Below are 16339 nucleotides of genomic sequence, written 5' to 3'. Positions count from 1 at the left end.
TTTCTGGCGTCCGCACACGCCACGCGCACCTCGCGCCCGTCCCGCAGCAGCAAAGGAACTCCCGCATGATCGCCGCCGCAACGCCCGCCCCCGCCGCAACCCCTTGGCTCCATTCACTCGACTGGGAACGCCTGCTGGAAACCTATGGCGTACCGTTGCTGGCCGCGATCGTGGTGCTGCTTGTGGGCCTGTGGGTGGCACGACGCCTGTCCAACGCGATGCCGCGCGCTACGGCGCGCATGGGTGTGGACCCGATGCTCGGCAGCTTCCTGCGCAACGTGGTCTATGCCGCATCGCTGGTGATCGTGGTGGTGCTGGCCATTGGGACGCTGGGCGTGCAGATCACCCCGCTGCTGGCCGTGCTCGGCACCGCTGGCCTCGCTGTTGGCCTGGCATTGAAGGATTCGCTGTCCAACATCGCCTCGGGCGTGATGCTGGTGACGCTGCGACCGTTCCGCGTGGGCGATGTGGTCACCGTGGCCGGGCAGACCGGCACCGTGCGCGAAGTGCGCATCTTCCAGACCGTTCTGACCGGTGCCGACAACCAGCACACCACCATTCCGAACACGCTGATCACCGCCGCGCCGATCATCAACCTGACCGCCGAGCCGACGCGCCGCGTCGAACTGGTGATCGGCATCGGCTACGAGGACAACATCCAGCTGGCACGCGATACCGCGCTCGCACTGATGAAGGCCGACCCACGCGTGCTGCAGACGCCAGCACCGGACGTGGTGGTGTACGAGCTGGGTGCGCATGCAATCAACCTGGGCATCCGCTGCTACGTGAAGTCGGCCGACTGGTTCGGCACCAAGGTCACACTGCTGGAGCAGCTGAAGCTGGGCTATGACAAGGCGGGCATCAACATCCCGTACCCGCAGCAGGACATGCACCTGTACCTGCATGGCAAGGATGGTGGGGTGGTAGAAGCTGACGCGCTGGTACGCGACAAGCCCTGATCCATGCCGGTAGTGGCGACCAACGGTCGGCACCCACCCATCGGCGATACGACATTGAAATGCCGGCCAGCGGCCGGCACCCTGGTAGTGACGGCCGCTGGCCGGCAGCCTCCAGGATCAGGCCGCGACGCTCTCTTCCAGCGTCGGGTAATCGGTAAACCCAACCGCACCGCCGCCAAAGAACGTCGCCCGATCCGGCGGATTCAGTTCCGCCCCCTGGCGCAGGCGCTCCGGCAGGTCGGGGTTGGCGATGAAGGGGCGACCGAAGCCGATCAGGTCAGCCCAGCCTTCGGCCAGTGCCTGCTCGGCGCGCTCGGCGGTGTACTTGCCGGCGTAGATCAGCGTGCCCGGGTAGACCATGCGCAGCGCCTGCTTGAATGCCACCGGCATCGGTGGTGCATCGTCCCAGTCGGCCTCGGCGATGTGCAGGTAGCCCACCCCCATCTCACCGAGCAGGTGCGCTGCCGCCAGATAGGTCGCCTGCGGCGTATCGTCCACCGCACCCTGCAGCGTGGTCAGCGGCGCCAGGCGCACGCCCACGCGATCACCACCGGCTACCGCGACCACCGCCTGCACGACCTCGCGCAGGAAGCGCAGACGGTTCTGCAGCGAACCACCGTAACGATCGGTGCGCTGGTTGGCCTGTGAGTCGATGAACTGGTTGATCAGGTAGCCGTTGGCGCCGTGCAGTTCCACGCCATCAAATCCTGCGGCCAGCGCATTGCGCGCAGCCTGCGCGTAATCGGCGACGATGCCCGGAATCTCGTCCTCGCGCAGCGCGCGCGGCATCGAATGCTGGATCATCTCGCCCACACCGGCTTCGGGGCCCGCCCCAGTCGGGTCGACGAATACCTTCACGCCTTCGGCCAGCAATGCCGAGGCAGACACCGGGACCGCACCGCCCGGCTGCAATGCCACATGGGACACCCGGCCCACGTGCCAGAGCTGGGCATAGATGCGCCCACCGGCCGCGTGCACGGCATCGGTGACCCTACGCCAGCCCTGCACCTGCGCTTCGCTGTGGATGCCCGGGGTCCAGGCGTAGCCCTGCCCCTGCGGGCTGATCTGGGTGCCCTCACTGACGATCAGGCCGGCACCGGCGCGCTGGGCGTAGTACTCGGCCATCTGTGCAGTGGCGACATTGCCGGCAGCCGCACGCGAGCGGGTCATCGGCGGCATCACGATACGGTTGGGCAGCGTCAGCGCGCCCAGGCGGTGGGGGGTGAACAACATGGCGACAATCTCTTGCGGGGGGGAGTGTCGCAAAGGATGGGGATACCGGCCGCCACGCAACAGGCATGCACTGGCAAAACAATTGTTCCCCCAAGGCAAGGATCACCCGGTACAAGGGCTCATCCACGCGTGGCGTGGCGCTACTCCAGCCTTGGCTCGATCTTGGCCGCGCCATGCGCCACGCGGTCATAGCAGCTGCGCACCACGTCTTCCCCGTACTTGAGCTCCAGCCGACGCACGATGAAGTGGCCGCGCGCCATGTCCTGGTAGTAATCGGTGAACATGGTATTCAGTGTTGCACCCGCGGCCGCACCGACGATCGGCACCGCCTGCGCGGCGAATTTCTCGGTAACCACTACGCCGAAGCGCGCCGCTACCTTTTCCACCATCTTCGCCAGCAGCTTGCCAGCTTCCTTCGGCGCCACGCCCAGGGTCAGGTCGCGGCCGGTCACCACCCGCCCGGCCAGCTCGGCGGACAGGTGGCGCATCACGTCGGTGGTGAAGCCGCGGGCCAGGTAGTAGCCGGTCTCGCTGGCATCATCGCGCGGCGAGTTGCCGCCCAGCGCGAACACCTCCAGGCAGGCCTGGCGGGTGCTGAACTCGGACAGGTCGAAGCCCTCGCTGCGGGCCACGTCGGCCACCGCACGCATCATGATGGTGGTCGACACCGGCAGTTCGATGAACAAGGCTGCGAAACCAAACGCCCCGCCGACCGCGCCCGAGGTGGCCGCCGCCAGTTTGTGCCAGCGGGTGGACGCCCCCTTGCCGGGGGTGTTGTCCATGCTCCACAGCGCGGCCTGCGCCGATTTGCTCAGCGCTGCCTGCACCGCACCGTGGATGCGGTTGGAGACCGAGCTGGGCAGCGCCTTCACCGCGAACTCCAGCGGCGTGCCGACCAGATTAGCCATGCGCGCGGTCAGGGTCGGCGCTTCCAGCAGGGCCACCGCCCGCTGCAGGTCGGACCAGTCGCGGGCGTCGTGGGCAATGTCACGGGGGAGCAGGATGGGCTCATTCATGGCGCCGATCTTAGCGCCAGGGAGTTGAACGGTTCGTCGCGGGGCACGACAGAAGGGTCAGAGCCCTTGCCGCAGGAAAAGGATCCGACCCCGGCGCCTTGCCGGCCATCGGCCGGCACTACCGATCAAGGCGTCGAAAGCCCCGAAAGCGCGCCCATGAACTGGCGGTAATGGCGCAGCTCGGCGATCGAATCGTGCACATCGCTCAGTGCGGTGTGGTTGCTGTTCTTGCCGACGCCGGCAGCCACGGTCGGCGCCCAGCGCTTGGCCAGTTCCTTCACCGTGGACACGTCCAGGTTGCGGTAGTGGAAGTACTTCTCCAGACGCGGCATCTGGCGGTGCAGGAAGCGACGGTCCTGGCAGATCGAGTTGCCGCACATCGGCGACAGGCCAGCCGGGATCCACTGCGCCAGGAAGTTTACGGTCTGCGCCTCGGCCTGGGCCAGCGTGGTGGTGCTGTCCACCACGCGCTGCCACAGGCCCGAACGGCGGTGCTGGTTGCGGTTCCACTCGTCCATCGCTTCCAGCGTTTCCAGCGGGTGATGGATGGCGAATTCCGGGCCCTCGGCCAGCACATTGAGCTGGGCATCGGTCACCACCGTGGCGATCTCGATGATCGAATCGTTATCGGTATCCAACCCGGTCATTTCCAGATCGATCCAGATCAGTCGCTCGTTGGCCGCGCCGGTGTCCGCCATTGTGTCGCCTCGTTGCTGGGCAGGCGCGCGGCCTACCGGTAAGGGAAAGAGGCGCCCATCATACCCTTTCGCCCCTCAGCCCTCGCCGGCGTGGTCTTCCAGCAACAGCGGCGGCTTGCCACGCTTGGCGCGGAAATAATTGGTCAGGCGCGTACTGGCTTCCTTGGCCAGCACCCCGCCGTGAATCTCGACGCGGTGGTTGTGACGGGCGTCGCCAATGAGGTCGAACACGCTACCGCAGGCACCGGTCTTGGGGTCGCTGGCGCCGTAGACCAGGCGCGAGACACGTGCATGCACGATTGCCATTGCACACATCGCACATGGCTCCAGGGTCACATAGAGCGTGCTGCCAAGCAGGCGATGATTGGCCAGCAACTTTCCGCCGGCCCGCATGGCCACGATCTCGGCGTGTGCGCTGGGGTCGTGCGAGGCGATGTTGAGGTTCCAACCCTCGCCCAGCAGCTGCCCATCTGCCCCCACCAGCACGGCGCCCACCGGAATTTCGTCGAACTCGCGCTGCGCGCGCTCGGCCAGCGCCAGCGCGTGGCGCATCCAGCGTTCATCGGTGTCGTGCACCGGCACACCCAGGGCATCGGTCATGGCGGTTCTCGCGTGAGTACAGGGCCAGGATGGCCGCCGGGGCCGCATTGTACGCCCGCGGCCGTGCAGGCGCCGCTAGCGCGCGTCGAAGCGCTCGCGGGCGGCATCCAGCGCCGGGAAGTTGTGCTCGGCCCAACGATCCAGAGCGGACAGCGTGTCAACCAGTCCACGTGCGACATCGGTCAGCCGGTATTCCACATGCAATGGCTTGCTGCCCAGCTCACACCGCTCGACCAGGCCATTGCGCTCCAGCTGCCGCAGGGTCTGGGTCAACACCTTCTGCGAGATGCCTTCGATCTTCCGCAGCAGCGCACCGTTGCGTTGCGGGCCCTGCGCCAATGCCGGCAACAGCAGCATCACCCACTTGCCGGAGATCAGCGCCAGCGCATCGCGCGCCGAGCAGTCGGCGGCATAGACATCTCCGGGAAAGGCCATGGTTACCTCACGGTGCGTAATTGCCGGTGCACGCCGGCGCCGCGAGGATGGTCGCACACTCCTCGAACACCTCGCCCCATGCGCGCCCTGATCCTGCTTGCCCATCCCGAACCCCGCTCCTTCAACGCCCACTTGGCCGCGCAGGCCGCCGAGCAGCTGCGGCATGAGAACCTGCAGGTGGACGTGGCCGACCTGTATGCGGAAGGCTTCGATCCGCTGGAAGCGGTCTGGCACCATCCACGGCGCCTGCAGCCCGAACGCTTCGATGCCCAGCGCGAACAACGCTACAGCGCCGAACACGACCAGCTGCCCGCCGATGTGCAACGTCACCTGCACCTGCTGCGGGCTGCGGATCTGGTGATCCTGCAATTCCCACTGTGGTGGTTCACGGCGCCGGCCATCCTCAAGGGTTGGCTGGACCGCGTGATGGTCTATGGGCCGATGTACAACAGCCGTCAGCGCCACGAACATGGCGTGATGCAGGGCAAGCGTGCGTTGCTGAGCGTGACAACCGGTTCGTCGGCACGGGCGTGCGCGGTCGATGGCCGCGAAGGCGATACCCGGCTGTTGCTGTGGCCGTTGATGTACAGCCTGCGCTACGTCGGCTTCGAGGTGATGGAGCCGCATGTGGTGCACGGCGTGCGATCAGGGCTTGCGGCGGAACGCGTACAGGCCCACGACGAAGCGCTGGTTGCAGCCACCCTTTCCTACCGCGAGCGACTGACGCATTGGCGGCAGTGGCCGACCGTGCCCTTCAACGACAGCGGTGACTTCGAGGATGGCGTGGTCCTTCGCGCGCAAGCCACTGCCTACAGTCCCTTCATCCGCCATCGCAACGCGGGATGAACCCGCACCTGCAGGCGCGGCCGGAAATCTCCATACTGCGCATTCCTGTCAAGCACCTTGGTGAACATATGACCACCCTGCGCCCCTCGCGCGCCGACGACGGCGTCGCCCTTGTCGACCTCTGGCGCCGCGCCGTCGACGCCACCCACGACTTCCTCAGCACTGAGGACCGCCAGGCGATCGATGCCGAAGTCGCCGGTTTCCTGCCGCACGCGCCGTTGACCGTTGCTGTCGATGCGCAGGATCGGCCGCTGGGCTTCATGCTGATCGATGGCACGCACATGGAAGCACTGTTCATCGATCCGGACGTGCGTGGCACCGGGATTGGTCGCCAACTTCTGCAGCACGCACTGTCCCTGCATCCGCAGCTGAGCACCGACGTCAATGCACAGAACGCGCAGGCAGTGGGCTTCTACCTGCGCATGGGTTTCGTCGAAACCGGTCGCTCGCCGCTGGATTCGCAGGGACGTCCGTATCCGCTGATCCACCTCCGGTACAACGGCTGACATCCCTCGGTAGGAGCCACGTGCGGACGTGACGCCGTCAGTTCACTTGAACATATCGGCGGCTACCGCATTCCGAAGCCGCAACCCGAGCCCACCGTCTGGCGTGCGCCCTGATCTTCCGCATGCTCAGGCGGTGGCTTCGAAGGCCATGGAATAGCTCACCTCGCCCTGCGCCATCGGCGGCCGCAGGCACAGCGCCTGGAAGTACTCCGCCGGCACACCCGGCAGCACCAGGCCCGACTCGGCGCGGAAGCCGAAACGACCGTAATAGGCCGGCTCACCCAGCACCACGCAGCCATGCGCACCCTGCTGACGCAGTGCTTCGAGTGCGGCGCGCATCAGGACCGCACCGATGCCCTGCCCCTGCCACGCGGGCAATACCGAAATCGGACCCAGGCCGAACCAGCCCATGCTGCCATCGCTGATCGTCACCGGCGACACCGCCACATGGCCGATCACCTTGCCGTCCATCTCGGCCACCAGCGAAACGCTCAGCTCCCCACGGGCGCGCAGGGCGTCGACGATGAACTGCTCGGTATGGCTGCTGTGCGGGGCTTGGCGGAATGCAGCTTCTGTGAGCGCATGGATCGCGGCATGATCGGCAGCGGCTTCCGGGCGGATTGTGTAGCTCATGGTGGAAGACTTCAGCTGAGTGATGGTCGCGTGAATTGAGGATCAATGTCACAGAATGGCTGCAGAATATCGAACGCAGTGCGCAGTCGTTCCGATGCCGGCAGATCGGTTGTGCCGCAAGCGCTTCCGCGACATCGCCCAATCCTGAATGCGTCAAACTTTTGGCACTCATGCCCGCTATCGGGTGGCGCCGGGTTTCCTGAGCACTCCATAATCGGGAAACCTGTCACCAGGGAAGGATATATGGACATGGATGCACGATGCAGGAACACGCCTTGAGCACGACAACACCATTGCGCAGCGCACGATGCTGGCTGCCGGCGGCCCTGTTGTTGGCACTGGCGGCGTGCTCGCCTTACGCACAAGCAGAGCGCGATGTCGCCGCGGGTGGACGCGGCCTGGCCAAGCTCAATCACGCACCGAAGCAGGCCTATGAGCTGGTGCTGACACTGAGGGACGCGCCGGGGCCGTTCGCGATCGTTGAGGGCGTGGCCCAGTACGACGTCAGCAACTACGCAGATTGTGGTCGGATCCTGCCTGCGACGGGTACCGCGGGCCGCATCACCAGCCAGGAACCCGTCACGCTGCACCGGGTCGGCGAAAACGAATACCGCGGCACGTTCTACCTCGACCGCATGCAGGACGAGGACTACTACGGGCGTGGCGCCTGCCATTGGACGCTTACGGGTGTCGGTGCGATGTTGCGTGCTACGAACGGCGAGGCGGATACGCGATTCCTGACGTTCGTCGACAGGGAGCACATGGACGCGGGGAGCCCGTTGACGCGGTACTACCCACGCGCCGACTACCCCCGAATCGAAGAGATCACCGGATATGGTGCGAGCGGCGAGGAAGATCCTTCCAGCTATCGCGCCGATCTGCGCAATGCGCTGTTCTCAACCACCACCACTGTGCAGAAGCTTGTGCCATGAACTGCCAGTGTCACATTTACCTCTCCCCCCAAGGAGGCCGACATTGCGCCACAAGATGATCCCGTGCCTTGCTCTGCTTCTATTGACCGCCTGCCATCCGGAGACCGCCATGAACCAGGAACGTGCCGCTGCTGAAGCCGATGTCGCCCAGGGTGGGCGTGGCCTCGCCAAGCTCAACCCCAGCCCGCGCAAGGCGTATGAACTGGTGCTGCGCCTGAAGGACGCCCCCGGCGATTTCGCTGTGGTCGAAGGCGTGGCCCAGTACGACGTCACCAACGAAGACCAGTGCGGCCACATCGAGCCGGCCACCGGCACGGCTGCACGCATCACCAGCCAGGAGCCGGTGGAGCTGCGCAAGGTCGCTGATGGCGAGTACCGCGGCACGCTGTATGTGGATCGCATGCTGGATGAGGACTACTACGGTCGCGGTGTCTGCAAGTGGGAGTTCACCGGTGCAGGCGCGATGCTGAAGGCAACGGGCGCTGAAGAAGAGACCCGCTTCCTGACCTTCGTCAAGGCCGATCCACTGACCGACGGTAAGACCCACACGCTTTACTATCCGGACGCGGCCTATCCGCGCGCACCGCTTGCTGCCAACTACCCAGCCACCGGCAAGGCGGATCCGGCTGACTACGTTGCTGAACTTCAGGGCAAGTTGTTCACGATGAGTCTCAGCGCCAGCGAGGTCACCCAATGACCATCAGCACGCAGGATTATGCGGCGCTTTCCGACGATGCCTACAAGGATCGCGCTGTCGGTCGGAGGCGTCCGGGGGAAGAAGAGCTCGTCACGATCAATGGGCATGAATACAAGATTCTCGATCACGTCAATAATCGGCTCAATGGTTACCAAGGCACGGTTTATCAGCGAGCCGACACCAATGAGATCGTGGTCGCTCATCGCGGGACCGAGCAGATAGCTCGTGATGCCATTCTGACCGACGGCGGCATGGTCGTCGCCCGCACCAACGTGCAGGCCCCCGATGCCATCGCTTTGACCAAGAGCGCGCTGGACTACGCGAAGCAGGAAGCTGCATTTGGAGGCCGCGCACCCGAAGTCACCGTCACTGGCCATTCCCTCGGCGGCGCCCTGGCCCAGATCACCTCGCACCACTTCAACGTCAAGGGCGAGACCTTCAACGCCTATGGCGCGGTCAGCCTCAGCTACCGCATCCCGGAAGGCGGAAACACCATGATCAACCACGTCATGGCGTCCGATCCGGTCAGCGCTGCCTCGCCGCACTTTGGCCAGGTGCGCATCTACGCCAAGCCGGATGAGATCAAGACACTCGCCGCAAACGGCTTCAGCAATCACCCGATGCGCGTCCTTATCCCGGACAGCCCGCTCGTCGCAGCAGGCAGCTCCTTCGGCGCGCACAAGCTGGGCAATTTCCTCGGCGACGGCTCGGTGCTGCAACACCCGGAAACGCAGAAGCTGGCCAAAGACAACGCCAAGATGATCGAGGAGTACCGCGACGACGTAGAGTCACTGCGCCGTGGCGTTACCCGTGCAGCGCGCGGTATTCCCGGCGGCGCCATCGATCTGTACGACCACATCCGTGGCCCGCTGCAGCCCGGTGAGCCGGCACGCCGCGAGGCGGAGAAGAACGGCCATCACACCAGCATGCTGCGCATGGACGACGCCAACCATCTGGGCAACCCGCTGTTCAACGACGCGATCCGCGGCGTGCACGCACAGGACGTGCGGGTCGGTCGCGTGCCGGATGTGATGAGCACGCAGCTGGCGGGCAGCTTGGCGGCGGAGATGCACGCTGCAGGCGGCAAGCGCATCGACGACGTGGTCATGAATGCCGATGCCTCGCGCAGCTTCGCTGTGCAGGGCCAGGGTGGCGACCCCGCCCACCTTCGCGTGTCGGTGGATACGGCAGTGGCGATGAACACCCCACTGGAGCAGAGCAGCCAGCGCATCGACCAGCAGGCCGCCGGTCAGCGCGTTGCGCTGGAGCGCGACCAGCAACTGGAACAGCAACAGCATCAGACCCGCAGCATGCAGGCCTGATGACGGTGCGGGAGCCGGTCACCCCGGCTCCCGATTTACCTCGACACTCCAGCTCAGGGGCTGGAGGCTGCCATCGGCACGGATGTTCCGGCCGTCACGAACAGATCCGGTCCGGAATCCGGGAAGCCGCCACAAGCGCGATCCCCCGGCGCCACCGGGTCGCAGGGCCACTGGCTGCGCGATATCTTTTCGCGCAGCTCGAAGCGATTCCCGGTCCACACCACGAAGGCCAGGTGCTCACGGCTCCAATCACTGAACGCGCGTGGACCGCCCTTCTGGGCTGTCTCCGGATATTGCACGAACCAGCGCATGGCCGGGCCGTACTGCAGCTTGCTGTGATCCAGCGTGATCCTGCCTTCGCGAGCCAGCTGACGCGCACGATCGGCTTCCGTCAACGGTGGCATGGCCGGCATGACCTCGGCCGTTACCTCCCTCGGCGCGGCATCGCCGCGCACCTGGTATACGCGCTGAGCGATGTAAGCTTCGCGGCACTCACCGGCCGGCAGGCGCACCGGCTCCTGCACCTGCACTGTGGTCCCGGCCGCCGGATTGCTGCAGAGGAAAGGCGCCGAGACCAGATAGAACGTGCTTTCGGCGTCACGGCCCTCCAGCGAACGCACCCAGATATCCCCCATCCGCGCAATGAAGTCCGGACGCTGGCCAAAGCCCGGCACCGCCTTGAACCACACCTTCTGGCGCACCTCACGCTCGCGCCAGCTGCGCGGCAGGTGAATGTCCTGCTCGGGAAGTGCCACCAGCACGGCCGCCAGGTGCGCCGGCATCTGCCCCTCGCAGGCACCGATCAGCAGGTCGCCCTGGGCCGCCAGGCGACCGGCCAGATCCACCGGGCAGCGGGCGCCGAGCGCGCGCTCGGTGGCCTGTTCCGGCGGCAACGGCACGATGGCGAGTGCGGGAGGCGTCGGCGGATGGGGGGTGCCCACCACGGCGGGTGATTCGGGCGCCGCAGACGGCGCGGACGTGGGCGCTGCCGCTTGGGTCTGGGTTGGCTCGGATGCAGGGGCCGGTTCCTGCGCCGCAGCGGGTGCAGGAGAGCGCATCGCCGACGCCTGAGCCACCGGAGCCGGTGCATCCGGCACTCCGGCGGCATCAACCACCGTCGGTGCGGCCAACGCAGGCGCTGCTGCCAGCTCCTTCAACGGCGGAGCCTCCGGCAGCGGTGGTGGCGCGTCCTGGGCCTGCGCCAATAAGGCCGCCAGACTCAATGACAGGAGCCAGACCGGCGACGGGCTCGGCCGGACAGACGTGAAGCTGGCAACGGCGTGCCGGAACACTGGAAGTACGGTTCGCATGTGGTGTCCTTACGTTGGGTTTCCCTATCGGCGCCGATAAGCGCCACGCGTCGTGCGTCCAGCGCCTGCGGGCCTCCACCCCGCAAGCGCCCCCTTGAATCATATTGAGCGCGAGCGCTGCTCCTGCTCACGGGCAACCGAAGCTGCCTGATCCTGTTGCGAAACACTGGCCGCCACCTGCTGGCTGCTTTGCGCCAACGGCTGCTGGGCGGCCTGTTCCCTGTCTATGGACGCGCGCAGCATCGCCGGATCACCCAACGTGCCCTGCACTGCAAACAACGTGCGTCCGTCGTTGCCCGCCAGCAGATGGTCAATGCGCGACATCCCCGCCTTCTGTGCGCTCAGCGCCAGTGCGCCGGCCGCATTGTCCAGTTCCTGCGCACTGCGCAGCCCGCTCTGCGGCCCCATCTGCTGCAGGTGTTGGCGTGCGTCCTGGAACAGGACGTGTCCCGGCTCGCCCGGCTGCGACATGTCCCGTGCACCGGCCTGCTGCGCCGGCGCCCCGACTTCGCCCCTATCCAGCCGCGCCATCACGTCCGGCGTCAGCTTCTGCTGCCAGACCTCGAAGCGCTGCTGGCGGGCCTCGATGCCATTGAGTGCGCCATTGATCGCACGCGTGGCCTCGCGCACATCCTCGCGTGCCGCCTCCGGCACGCGTGTCTGCCATTGCCAGACCGCGATGCGGCCGGCGTGCTCGGGCTGCGCAGCCAGTTCCGGATGGTTCACAAGGTCCAGGTCCAGCGCCTTGCCGGCACGCTCGTAGTTCTCCTTGCCGACCAGCGGCAGATAGCCGCGGCCGTGATACTTCAGCGCGTCGCCCGGTGCGTCATTGCCCATCCGCCCGCCGTACATCAGCTCGGCCAGGTTCTCCGGGCGACCGCGCAACGCCTCTTGGCGGGCACTCTCCAGCGCACCATTGCCATTACGCCACGCGGCCTCGACCGGGATCTGCGAGATGCCCCGGGTGAAGTTGAAGCTCTCATTGAGCCGGCTCAGGCCACGCGACTCGTGCCCGGCCTGCGCCATGAAGTTGGCCAGTTCCCGGGACGAGGTGATGCCGGCCTCCGTGGCCTGTCGCAACAATTGCGACTCTCTATCCTGCGACACGGTCAAACTCCTGCTCGATCATCGTGGGGTCCTCCTGCCTCCTCACAGGCGCGGCACTCAAGGCAAGCTCACGTCGGCAACCACGGACGGGTCAAAGTCCTCAAACCGTACCCTGCCCAGCTCGGCCGCCGAGAAGTCACGGGTGTGGGTTGCCTCGGTCTCGGTGTCGACCACCCTGCGCTGCACGCCATGGACCCAACAGACCTGCTCGGACGGCGCGTAGCGGAACGTATAGGTGCTGCTCCATCGCTCGCGGCTGCCGCCGTTGGTGATCACGCTGAACGCGCCATCCTCGATCGTCACGTAGGCGAAGGGATCACCGGCAATGCCGCCGCGGGTAGAGCATGGCACCAGCTTGTCGTTGCGCGCCGCCAGCTGCCATCGGCCGGCAGCATCGCCCAGCAGCAACAACAGCACCCGGTTGGGACCGTGCTCGCCCGGCACCAGGCCATCGGGGGCGGGCTGATCGATCACCAGCAACTGGTCGTCGATGCCATTGCCGGTCAGATCACCGCGCACGGCTTCCAGCAGGTTCGCGCCGGACGGCACGAACGCCAACGCATTGTCCATGTTCGTGCCGCTCCCCTTCTGCATCCGCTGCCACTCCTTCAATCCCGTCTTGCCAGTACCCGTGCGCCGGCCGGGACACCGCACAATGCGCCGCAGGCCCTGGTGTCCGCCAGAGCGGATGATAGCCCCGGCCCTGCGGCGGTGGTGTTGTGGGTGTGCGTCACCCGCACCGCGGGTCGTCAGCGTCCTCATGGACGGAAAAGCTCCTGCGTTCGATGGCACCGATGCGCCGGAATTTTGACGCGCACGCAGCTTACTTCGAGGAGGCTTCAGTCGTCGAAGGGGGAACGGAGCGAAAAGCGGACTTGATCACATAAAAGCGGGATTGGCTCTGCTGACCTATCTGGAGCCTTATCAATACTTCCGGAAAACGGGCAAGGAGCATTCGGAATAGACGACGGCGCACTTTCCGCCTCCGGTATCCCGACAATGACCAATTGCATTTCCAGCGACGGTCTCTGCATCCACCGCCGTATCCAAGGAGCCCTGCCCCTTTCCTGAGGACGGCACAGCGAATGCAACGCATTGGTTGTAATAGGTGACCGAAGACTTGCAGTCCTTTGCACCCTCTGCCGCACACTTCTTGATCGCCACAGCCACCGCACGCAGCTCGCTGGACTCATTGGCTGCGGTGCCGACCAGATTTGACGTAGGCGACTCAGCCACGGCTCCCCATCTCGTCAACCACTCCCCCAACGGCTGAGCAGGAGCGGGAGCAGAGGGTGAAGCCGTTCCACCAACTGCACCGGGAATTGGTGCGCACCCGCTGACACCCTGCCCACCAATTGGGTAGAAACCAGACGGGCAGTTGCCTTCAGCCGCTAACGGCGAGGACCAGAACAAAACCACCATTGCCAGAATCCCAACAAAGTACCGCATCAGTCATCCAGGACGAGATTGAGAATGGTGGCAGCAGCTGTGTTCGCCCGGCTGCCGAGCAATTTACCTGAAGGTACTGACGGCGGCTTACCGACCTGCGCCAACATACGGCCCTCTAAAGCCACAGGCATCCGAGCGCTGCCTGGACACACCTTCAATACTTGCGGAAGACCGGCGCGGAACATTCCGAGTAAATAATCCTGCAATGCGCCCCGCCTGCTGCCTGACAGTCACGCATGGCCTGCTCCCCGGCGCTCTCCACCGTCCCCGAACTGGCGTACTGCGTACCGGTGGATGCCAGTTCCGAGGTGACAGCAGCCACACATTGATTCTGGTAGGTGAACTCGATTCTGCAACGTCCACCGTTCTTCTCGCAATTCGAAATCGCGGCCCTCTTCGCAGCACGCTCACTGGGTTCACCTACAGATGCGCCCCCCTCCGAACCGCTGGATGAGCCAGCGAGTGCGCCCCAGGTCTTAACCCACTCACCCAATGGTCTGGGCGGAGGAGTAGGAATCGTAGCGCTGCCCCCAGAACTGGCTCCTGGAATTGGCGCGCAGCCCTGTACTCCCTGCCCTCCAATCGGATACATACCGGGAGGGCAGTTCCCCTCCGCACTTGCGGATGAGAATGCTAGAGAGAACATTGCTGCGATGACCGCTTGCATCAACCGACCAGTCATGATCATACAGCCACGCCCGAACTCAATTTCCAGCCATCTGCGAACATGCATGAAGTCTCCCAGACGCCTCGGAACAACATCACAGCCATAGCAGATGCGGCCACAATTAACGCCACCTTCCGGTGCAGCATGAATAACTGCTGACAGCCCTCACGCAGAACTGGCGATCAGCGATACGCCCTGAACTCCGACATGCTGCAGGCCGAGTAGGCCACTTCACACGCTCCTCCATCATTCACAGAGGCGCATTCCTTCAACGCGAGCGATTGAGCTTCGTCAAGTGTTTCAGCGCTGGCAACGATTGAATTTCCGGCAGCCTTTCCGCCCGAGCGGGGCGACGGATCGGCGATTGCGGCGCATTGATCGTGATAGCTCAAACGAATCTCACACTTGCTCCCTCCTCGTCGGACACATCCGTCGATCGCCGCCGCTTCCGCAGCTCGCTTCGATTTCTGGGATACGGAAACACCGGTTGCCATCAAGCCACCAGTTGCTGGTTTTTTGTCCTCAGCGATGGCTCCCCAGCGCGTCTCCCATTTCCCGGCCGGAACCGGCGCAGAAGATCCAGTGGAGGGAGAGCTGCTTCCGCCAGGAATAGGCGCACACCCGCCGACGCCCTGCCCTCCAACAGGGTACTGCCCAGGGGGACATCTCCCCTCCGCCAGAGCGGAAAAAGGGGCTATCAGCAGCGCGGCCGCAAGAAAGAACTTGATCATAGTGTTTACTCCAATCCTTGAATCATGCGCTGAGCAAGCCTCAACTAACTTCCAGCAGCCTTGCCATGCGTACCAGGCCCAAGACTTCCGCTAGACCCGCCTTCACCTATAGACCTTCCACTGGTTGCATAGGTTACTGGTGGTGAAACATGCTTCTCCGCATTAGAAGTCTGAGGCGGCATGTAACTACCCGGCGGCTGGCCGTTTGAGCTGGGCGCCTGCGCTACCGGGCTACCACCTATCTGCGAATATGCCATGAAGGTCCCCAGGGTGCCCTGGAAGAACATCGCGGCCATTGGGGGCGCAGTCAGGATCAGCGTCGTCAGGATCAGGCCCATGCCGCCCTGCTGCAGCGCCATGCTGCTCATGCCCTCGGTCAGGTTCGACCCCAGCAGTGCACCCAGCGCGGACGCGCCCCAGAACGAAGCCGCCACGCGCGCCACCATTTCCATGGCAATGCCGGTCATCGCCGCCAGCACGGCCATCGAGAACATGGTGCCGATGCCATAGAACAACCATCGTTGGAACAGCGACTTTGTCTGCTCGAACAGCAGGCACAGGATAAACAGTGGTCCGAATCCGATGAACAGCGCCAGCGCAATCTGGTACAGCAGCAACATCGCGCCTGCGGTCACGGCGGGACCGCCCGTTCCCAGGCCGATGAACCACATCGCGCGGGTCTTGGCACTATCCAGAGCCACGTCGCCGGCCACATCCAGCACGCTTACCGACGTGAGTGCCAGCTGCATGTAGCCCAGGTTCTTGTCGATCAGCTCCGAGGCGGTCGACTTCTTGCCGGTCACGATGTAGGTGATCTGGTCCTGCACATCGCCGGTCAGGAAGTTCTGCAGCTTGGTTCCGAACATCGCCATCGACGTTGCGACGGTGACGATCAGGGCGGCGCGCGCCATGTTCGTCATCAGCGCAGCCATCGAGTCACGGCTCCGTCCGGTCACGATGCGGAAGCCCTGGATGAGCACCCACAGGGTCATCAGCACCAACGCCATCGTGCCGACCCAGGTCATCATCCGGCTCAGGATGCCGTTGCCGAAGTTGGTGATCTCGTCGCGCAGATAATCCAGGATCAGCCGGAAGAAGACGAAGTCGCCCACCGAGGCGAACAACGTGCCGTGCAACAGATCATTGAACACCATACCGTGCATCATTCCCTGACTCATCACATCACCCGCCCCGCATC

Annotated in this window: 19 protein-coding genes; 6 read left to right on the top strand and 13 right to left on the bottom strand. The window is 64.9% G+C overall.

Annotated features, from left to right (window positions below; translation table 11 throughout):
• Nucleotides 1-65: 65 nt before the first annotated feature.
• On the top strand, nt 66-959 hold the full coding sequence (locus R1H25_RS06585; RefSeq protein ID WP_049444642.1) for a mechanosensitive ion channel family protein: 894 nt from the start codon (nt 66-68) through the stop codon (nt 957-959).
• Between the two features lie 117 nt (nt 960-1076).
• Here the strand turns inward: R1H25_RS06585 and R1H25_RS06580 are convergent, their stop codons facing one another.
• The 5 genes from R1H25_RS06580 to R1H25_RS06560 all read right to left on the bottom strand — a co-directional run bounded on the left by R1H25_RS06580 (nt 1077) and on the right by R1H25_RS06560 (nt 4941).
• Nucleotides 1077-2192, bottom strand: coding sequence for an alkene reductase (locus R1H25_RS06580; RefSeq protein ID WP_317223096.1), 1116 nt, complete (start codon nt 2190-2192; stop codon nt 1077-1079).
• A 140-nt stretch (nt 2193-2332) separates the two neighbouring features.
• Nucleotides 2333-3208, bottom strand: coding sequence for an EcsC family protein (locus tag R1H25_RS06575; RefSeq protein ID WP_317223095.1), 876 nt, complete (start codon nt 3206-3208; stop codon nt 2333-2335).
• Nucleotides 3209-3333: 125 nt separating this feature from the next.
• Entirely contained in the window at nt 3334-3906 is a 573-nt protein-coding gene (orn, locus tag R1H25_RS06570) for an oligoribonuclease (protein WP_043402905.1), read from the bottom strand.
• 75 nt (nt 3907-3981) lie between these two features.
• Nucleotides 3982-4506 carry a tRNA adenosine(34) deaminase TadA gene (gene tadA / locus R1H25_RS06565; RefSeq protein WP_057501871.1) on the bottom strand — a complete coding sequence of 175 codons (525 nt, stop codon included), beginning with the start codon at nt 4504-4506 and terminating at the stop codon, nt 3982-3984.
• Nucleotides 4507-4581: 75 nt separating this feature from the next.
• Nucleotides 4582-4941, bottom strand: coding sequence for a helix-turn-helix domain-containing protein (locus R1H25_RS06560; RefSeq protein WP_317223094.1), 360 nt, complete (start codon nt 4939-4941; stop codon nt 4582-4584).
• Nucleotides 4942-5019: 78 nt separating this feature from the next.
• Between R1H25_RS06560 and R1H25_RS06555 the strand changes: the two genes are divergently transcribed.
• Complete coding sequence (locus R1H25_RS06555) at nt 5020-5787, top strand: NAD(P)H-dependent oxidoreductase (RefSeq protein WP_317223093.1); 768 nt, start codon at nt 5020-5022, stop codon at nt 5785-5787.
• 68 nt (nt 5788-5855) lie between these two features.
• Nucleotides 5856-6293, top strand: a complete 438-nt coding sequence (locus R1H25_RS06550; protein WP_317223092.1) for an acetyltransferase — start codon at nt 5856-5858, stop codon at nt 6291-6293.
• 126 nt (nt 6294-6419) lie between these two features.
• Here the strand turns inward: R1H25_RS06550 and R1H25_RS06545 are convergent, their stop codons facing one another.
• A complete protein-coding gene (locus tag R1H25_RS06545) occupies nt 6420-6926 on the bottom strand; it encodes an N-acetyltransferase (protein ID WP_317223091.1) in 507 nt (168 codons plus the stop codon).
• A 260-nt stretch (nt 6927-7186) separates the two neighbouring features.
• Between R1H25_RS06545 and R1H25_RS06540 the strand changes: the two genes are divergently transcribed.
• The 3 genes from R1H25_RS06540 to R1H25_RS06530 are packed head-to-tail and all read left to right on the top strand — an operon-like array spanning nt 7187 to nt 9877.
• Entirely contained in the window at nt 7187-7858 is a 672-nt protein-coding gene (locus R1H25_RS06540; RefSeq protein ID WP_317223090.1) for a hypothetical protein, read from the top strand.
• Between the two features lie 43 nt (nt 7859-7901).
• A complete protein-coding gene (locus R1H25_RS06535) occupies nt 7902-8555 on the top strand; it encodes a hypothetical protein (RefSeq protein WP_088479787.1) in 654 nt (217 codons plus the stop codon).
• Entirely contained in the window at nt 8552-9877 is a 1326-nt protein-coding gene (locus R1H25_RS06530) for an XVIPCD domain-containing protein (RefSeq protein WP_317223089.1), read from the top strand. The genes R1H25_RS06535 and R1H25_RS06530 overlap by 4 nt, the downstream gene beginning before the upstream one ends.
• Nucleotides 9878-9930: 53 nt before the next feature.
• Here R1H25_RS06530 and R1H25_RS06525 read toward each other — a convergent pair whose 3' ends face one another.
• From R1H25_RS06525 to R1H25_RS06505, 7 genes are all read right to left on the bottom strand, one after another.
• Nucleotides 9931-10821: a hypothetical protein gene (locus R1H25_RS06525; protein ID WP_317223088.1), complete on the bottom strand. Its 891-nt coding sequence runs from the start codon at nt 10819-10821 to the stop codon at nt 9931-9933.
• 465 nt (nt 10822-11286) lie between these two features.
• Nucleotides 11287-12294: an XVIPCD domain-containing protein gene (locus R1H25_RS06520; protein ID WP_154349303.1), complete on the bottom strand. Its 1008-nt coding sequence runs from the start codon at nt 12292-12294 to the stop codon at nt 11287-11289.
• Between the two features lie 57 nt (nt 12295-12351).
• Nucleotides 12352-12888 (bottom strand): hypothetical protein, encoded by a 537-nt coding sequence (locus R1H25_RS06515; RefSeq protein WP_049455020.1) that lies wholly within the window; start codon nt 12886-12888, stop codon nt 12352-12354.
• Nucleotides 12889-13218: 330 nt separating this feature from the next.
• Complete coding sequence (locus R1H25_RS20375; RefSeq protein ID WP_373695552.1) at nt 13219-13716, bottom strand: DUF4189 domain-containing protein; 498 nt, start codon at nt 13714-13716, stop codon at nt 13219-13221.
• 181 nt (nt 13717-13897) lie between these two features.
• Complete coding sequence (locus R1H25_RS20370; protein ID WP_224328281.1) at nt 13898-14335, bottom strand: DUF4189 domain-containing protein; 438 nt, start codon at nt 14333-14335, stop codon at nt 13898-13900.
• A 257-nt stretch (nt 14336-14592) separates the two neighbouring features.
• Complete coding sequence (locus R1H25_RS06510) at nt 14593-15141, bottom strand: DUF4189 domain-containing protein (protein WP_088479783.1); 549 nt, start codon at nt 15139-15141, stop codon at nt 14593-14595.
• Nucleotides 15142-15185: 44 nt separating this feature from the next.
• The gene (locus R1H25_RS06505) at nt 15186-16295 is read right to left on the bottom strand and encodes a type IV secretion system protein (protein ID WP_226053539.1); all 1110 of its coding nucleotides are present in this window, start codon (nt 16293-16295) and stop codon (nt 15186-15188) included.
• Between the last annotated feature and the right edge of the window lie 44 nt (nt 16296-16339).

This window comes from Stenotrophomonas veracruzanensis, from assembly GCF_032911525.1.
GTDB lineage: Bacteria > Pseudomonadota > Gammaproteobacteria > Xanthomonadales > Xanthomonadaceae > Stenotrophomonas > Stenotrophomonas africana.
The sequence above is the reverse complement of the archived record's forward strand: the minus strand, read 5'-3'. Positions and strand labels throughout refer to the sequence as shown.

What these genes read in the sequence shown, in the direction of transcription:
- R1H25_RS06580 (WP_317223096.1), bottom strand. Translation starts at nt 2,192, where the DNA reads ATGTTGTTCACCCCCCACCGCCTGGGCGCGCTGACGCTGCCCAACCGT.
- tadA (WP_057501871.1), bottom strand. Translation starts at nt 4,506, where the DNA reads ATGACCGATGCCCTGGGTGTGCCGGTGCACGACACCGATGAACGCTGG.
- R1H25_RS06560 (WP_317223094.1), bottom strand. Translation starts at nt 4,941, where the DNA reads ATGGCCTTTCCCGGAGATGTCTATGCCGCCGACTGCTCGGCGCGCGAT.
- R1H25_RS06575 (WP_317223095.1), bottom strand. Translation starts at nt 3,208, where the DNA reads ATGAATGAGCCCATCCTGCTCCCCCGTGACATTGCCCACGACGCCCGC.
- R1H25_RS06555 (WP_317223093.1), top strand. Translation starts at nt 5,020, where the DNA reads ATGCGCGCCCTGATCCTGCTTGCCCATCCCGAACCCCGCTCCTTCAAC.
- R1H25_RS06530 (WP_317223089.1), top strand. Translation starts at nt 8,552, where the DNA reads ATGACCATCAGCACGCAGGATTATGCGGCGCTTTCCGACGATGCCTAC.
- R1H25_RS06545 (WP_317223091.1), bottom strand. Translation starts at nt 6,926, where the DNA reads ATGAGCTACACAATCCGCCCGGAAGCCGCTGCCGATCATGCCGCGATC.
- R1H25_RS06540 (WP_317223090.1), top strand. Translation starts at nt 7,187, where the DNA reads ATGCAGGAACACGCCTTGAGCACGACAACACCATTGCGCAGCGCACGA.
- R1H25_RS06550 (WP_317223092.1), top strand. Translation starts at nt 5,856, where the DNA reads ATGACCACCCTGCGCCCCTCGCGCGCCGACGACGGCGTCGCCCTTGTC.
- R1H25_RS20375 (WP_373695552.1), bottom strand. Translation starts at nt 13,716, where the DNA reads ATGGTGGTTTTGTTCTGGTCCTCGCCGTTAGCGGCTGAAGGCAACTGC.
- R1H25_RS06505 (WP_226053539.1), bottom strand. Translation starts at nt 16,295, where the DNA reads ATGGTGTTCAATGATCTGTTGCACGGCACGTTGTTCGCCTCGGTGGGC.
- R1H25_RS06515 (WP_049455020.1), bottom strand. Translation starts at nt 12,888, where the DNA reads ATGCAGAAGGGGAGCGGCACGAACATGGACAATGCGTTGGCGTTCGTG.
- R1H25_RS06585 (WP_049444642.1), top strand. Translation starts at nt 66, where the DNA reads ATGATCGCCGCCGCAACGCCCGCCCCCGCCGCAACCCCTTGGCTCCAT.
- orn (WP_043402905.1), bottom strand. Translation starts at nt 3,906, where the DNA reads ATGGCGGACACCGGCGCGGCCAACGAGCGACTGATCTGGATCGATCTG.
- R1H25_RS06510 (WP_088479783.1), bottom strand. Translation starts at nt 15,141, where the DNA reads ATGATCAAGTTCTTTCTTGCGGCCGCGCTGCTGATAGCCCCTTTTTCC.
- R1H25_RS20370 (WP_224328281.1), bottom strand. Translation starts at nt 14,335, where the DNA reads ATGTATCCGATTGGAGGGCAGGGAGTACAGGGCTGCGCGCCAATTCCA.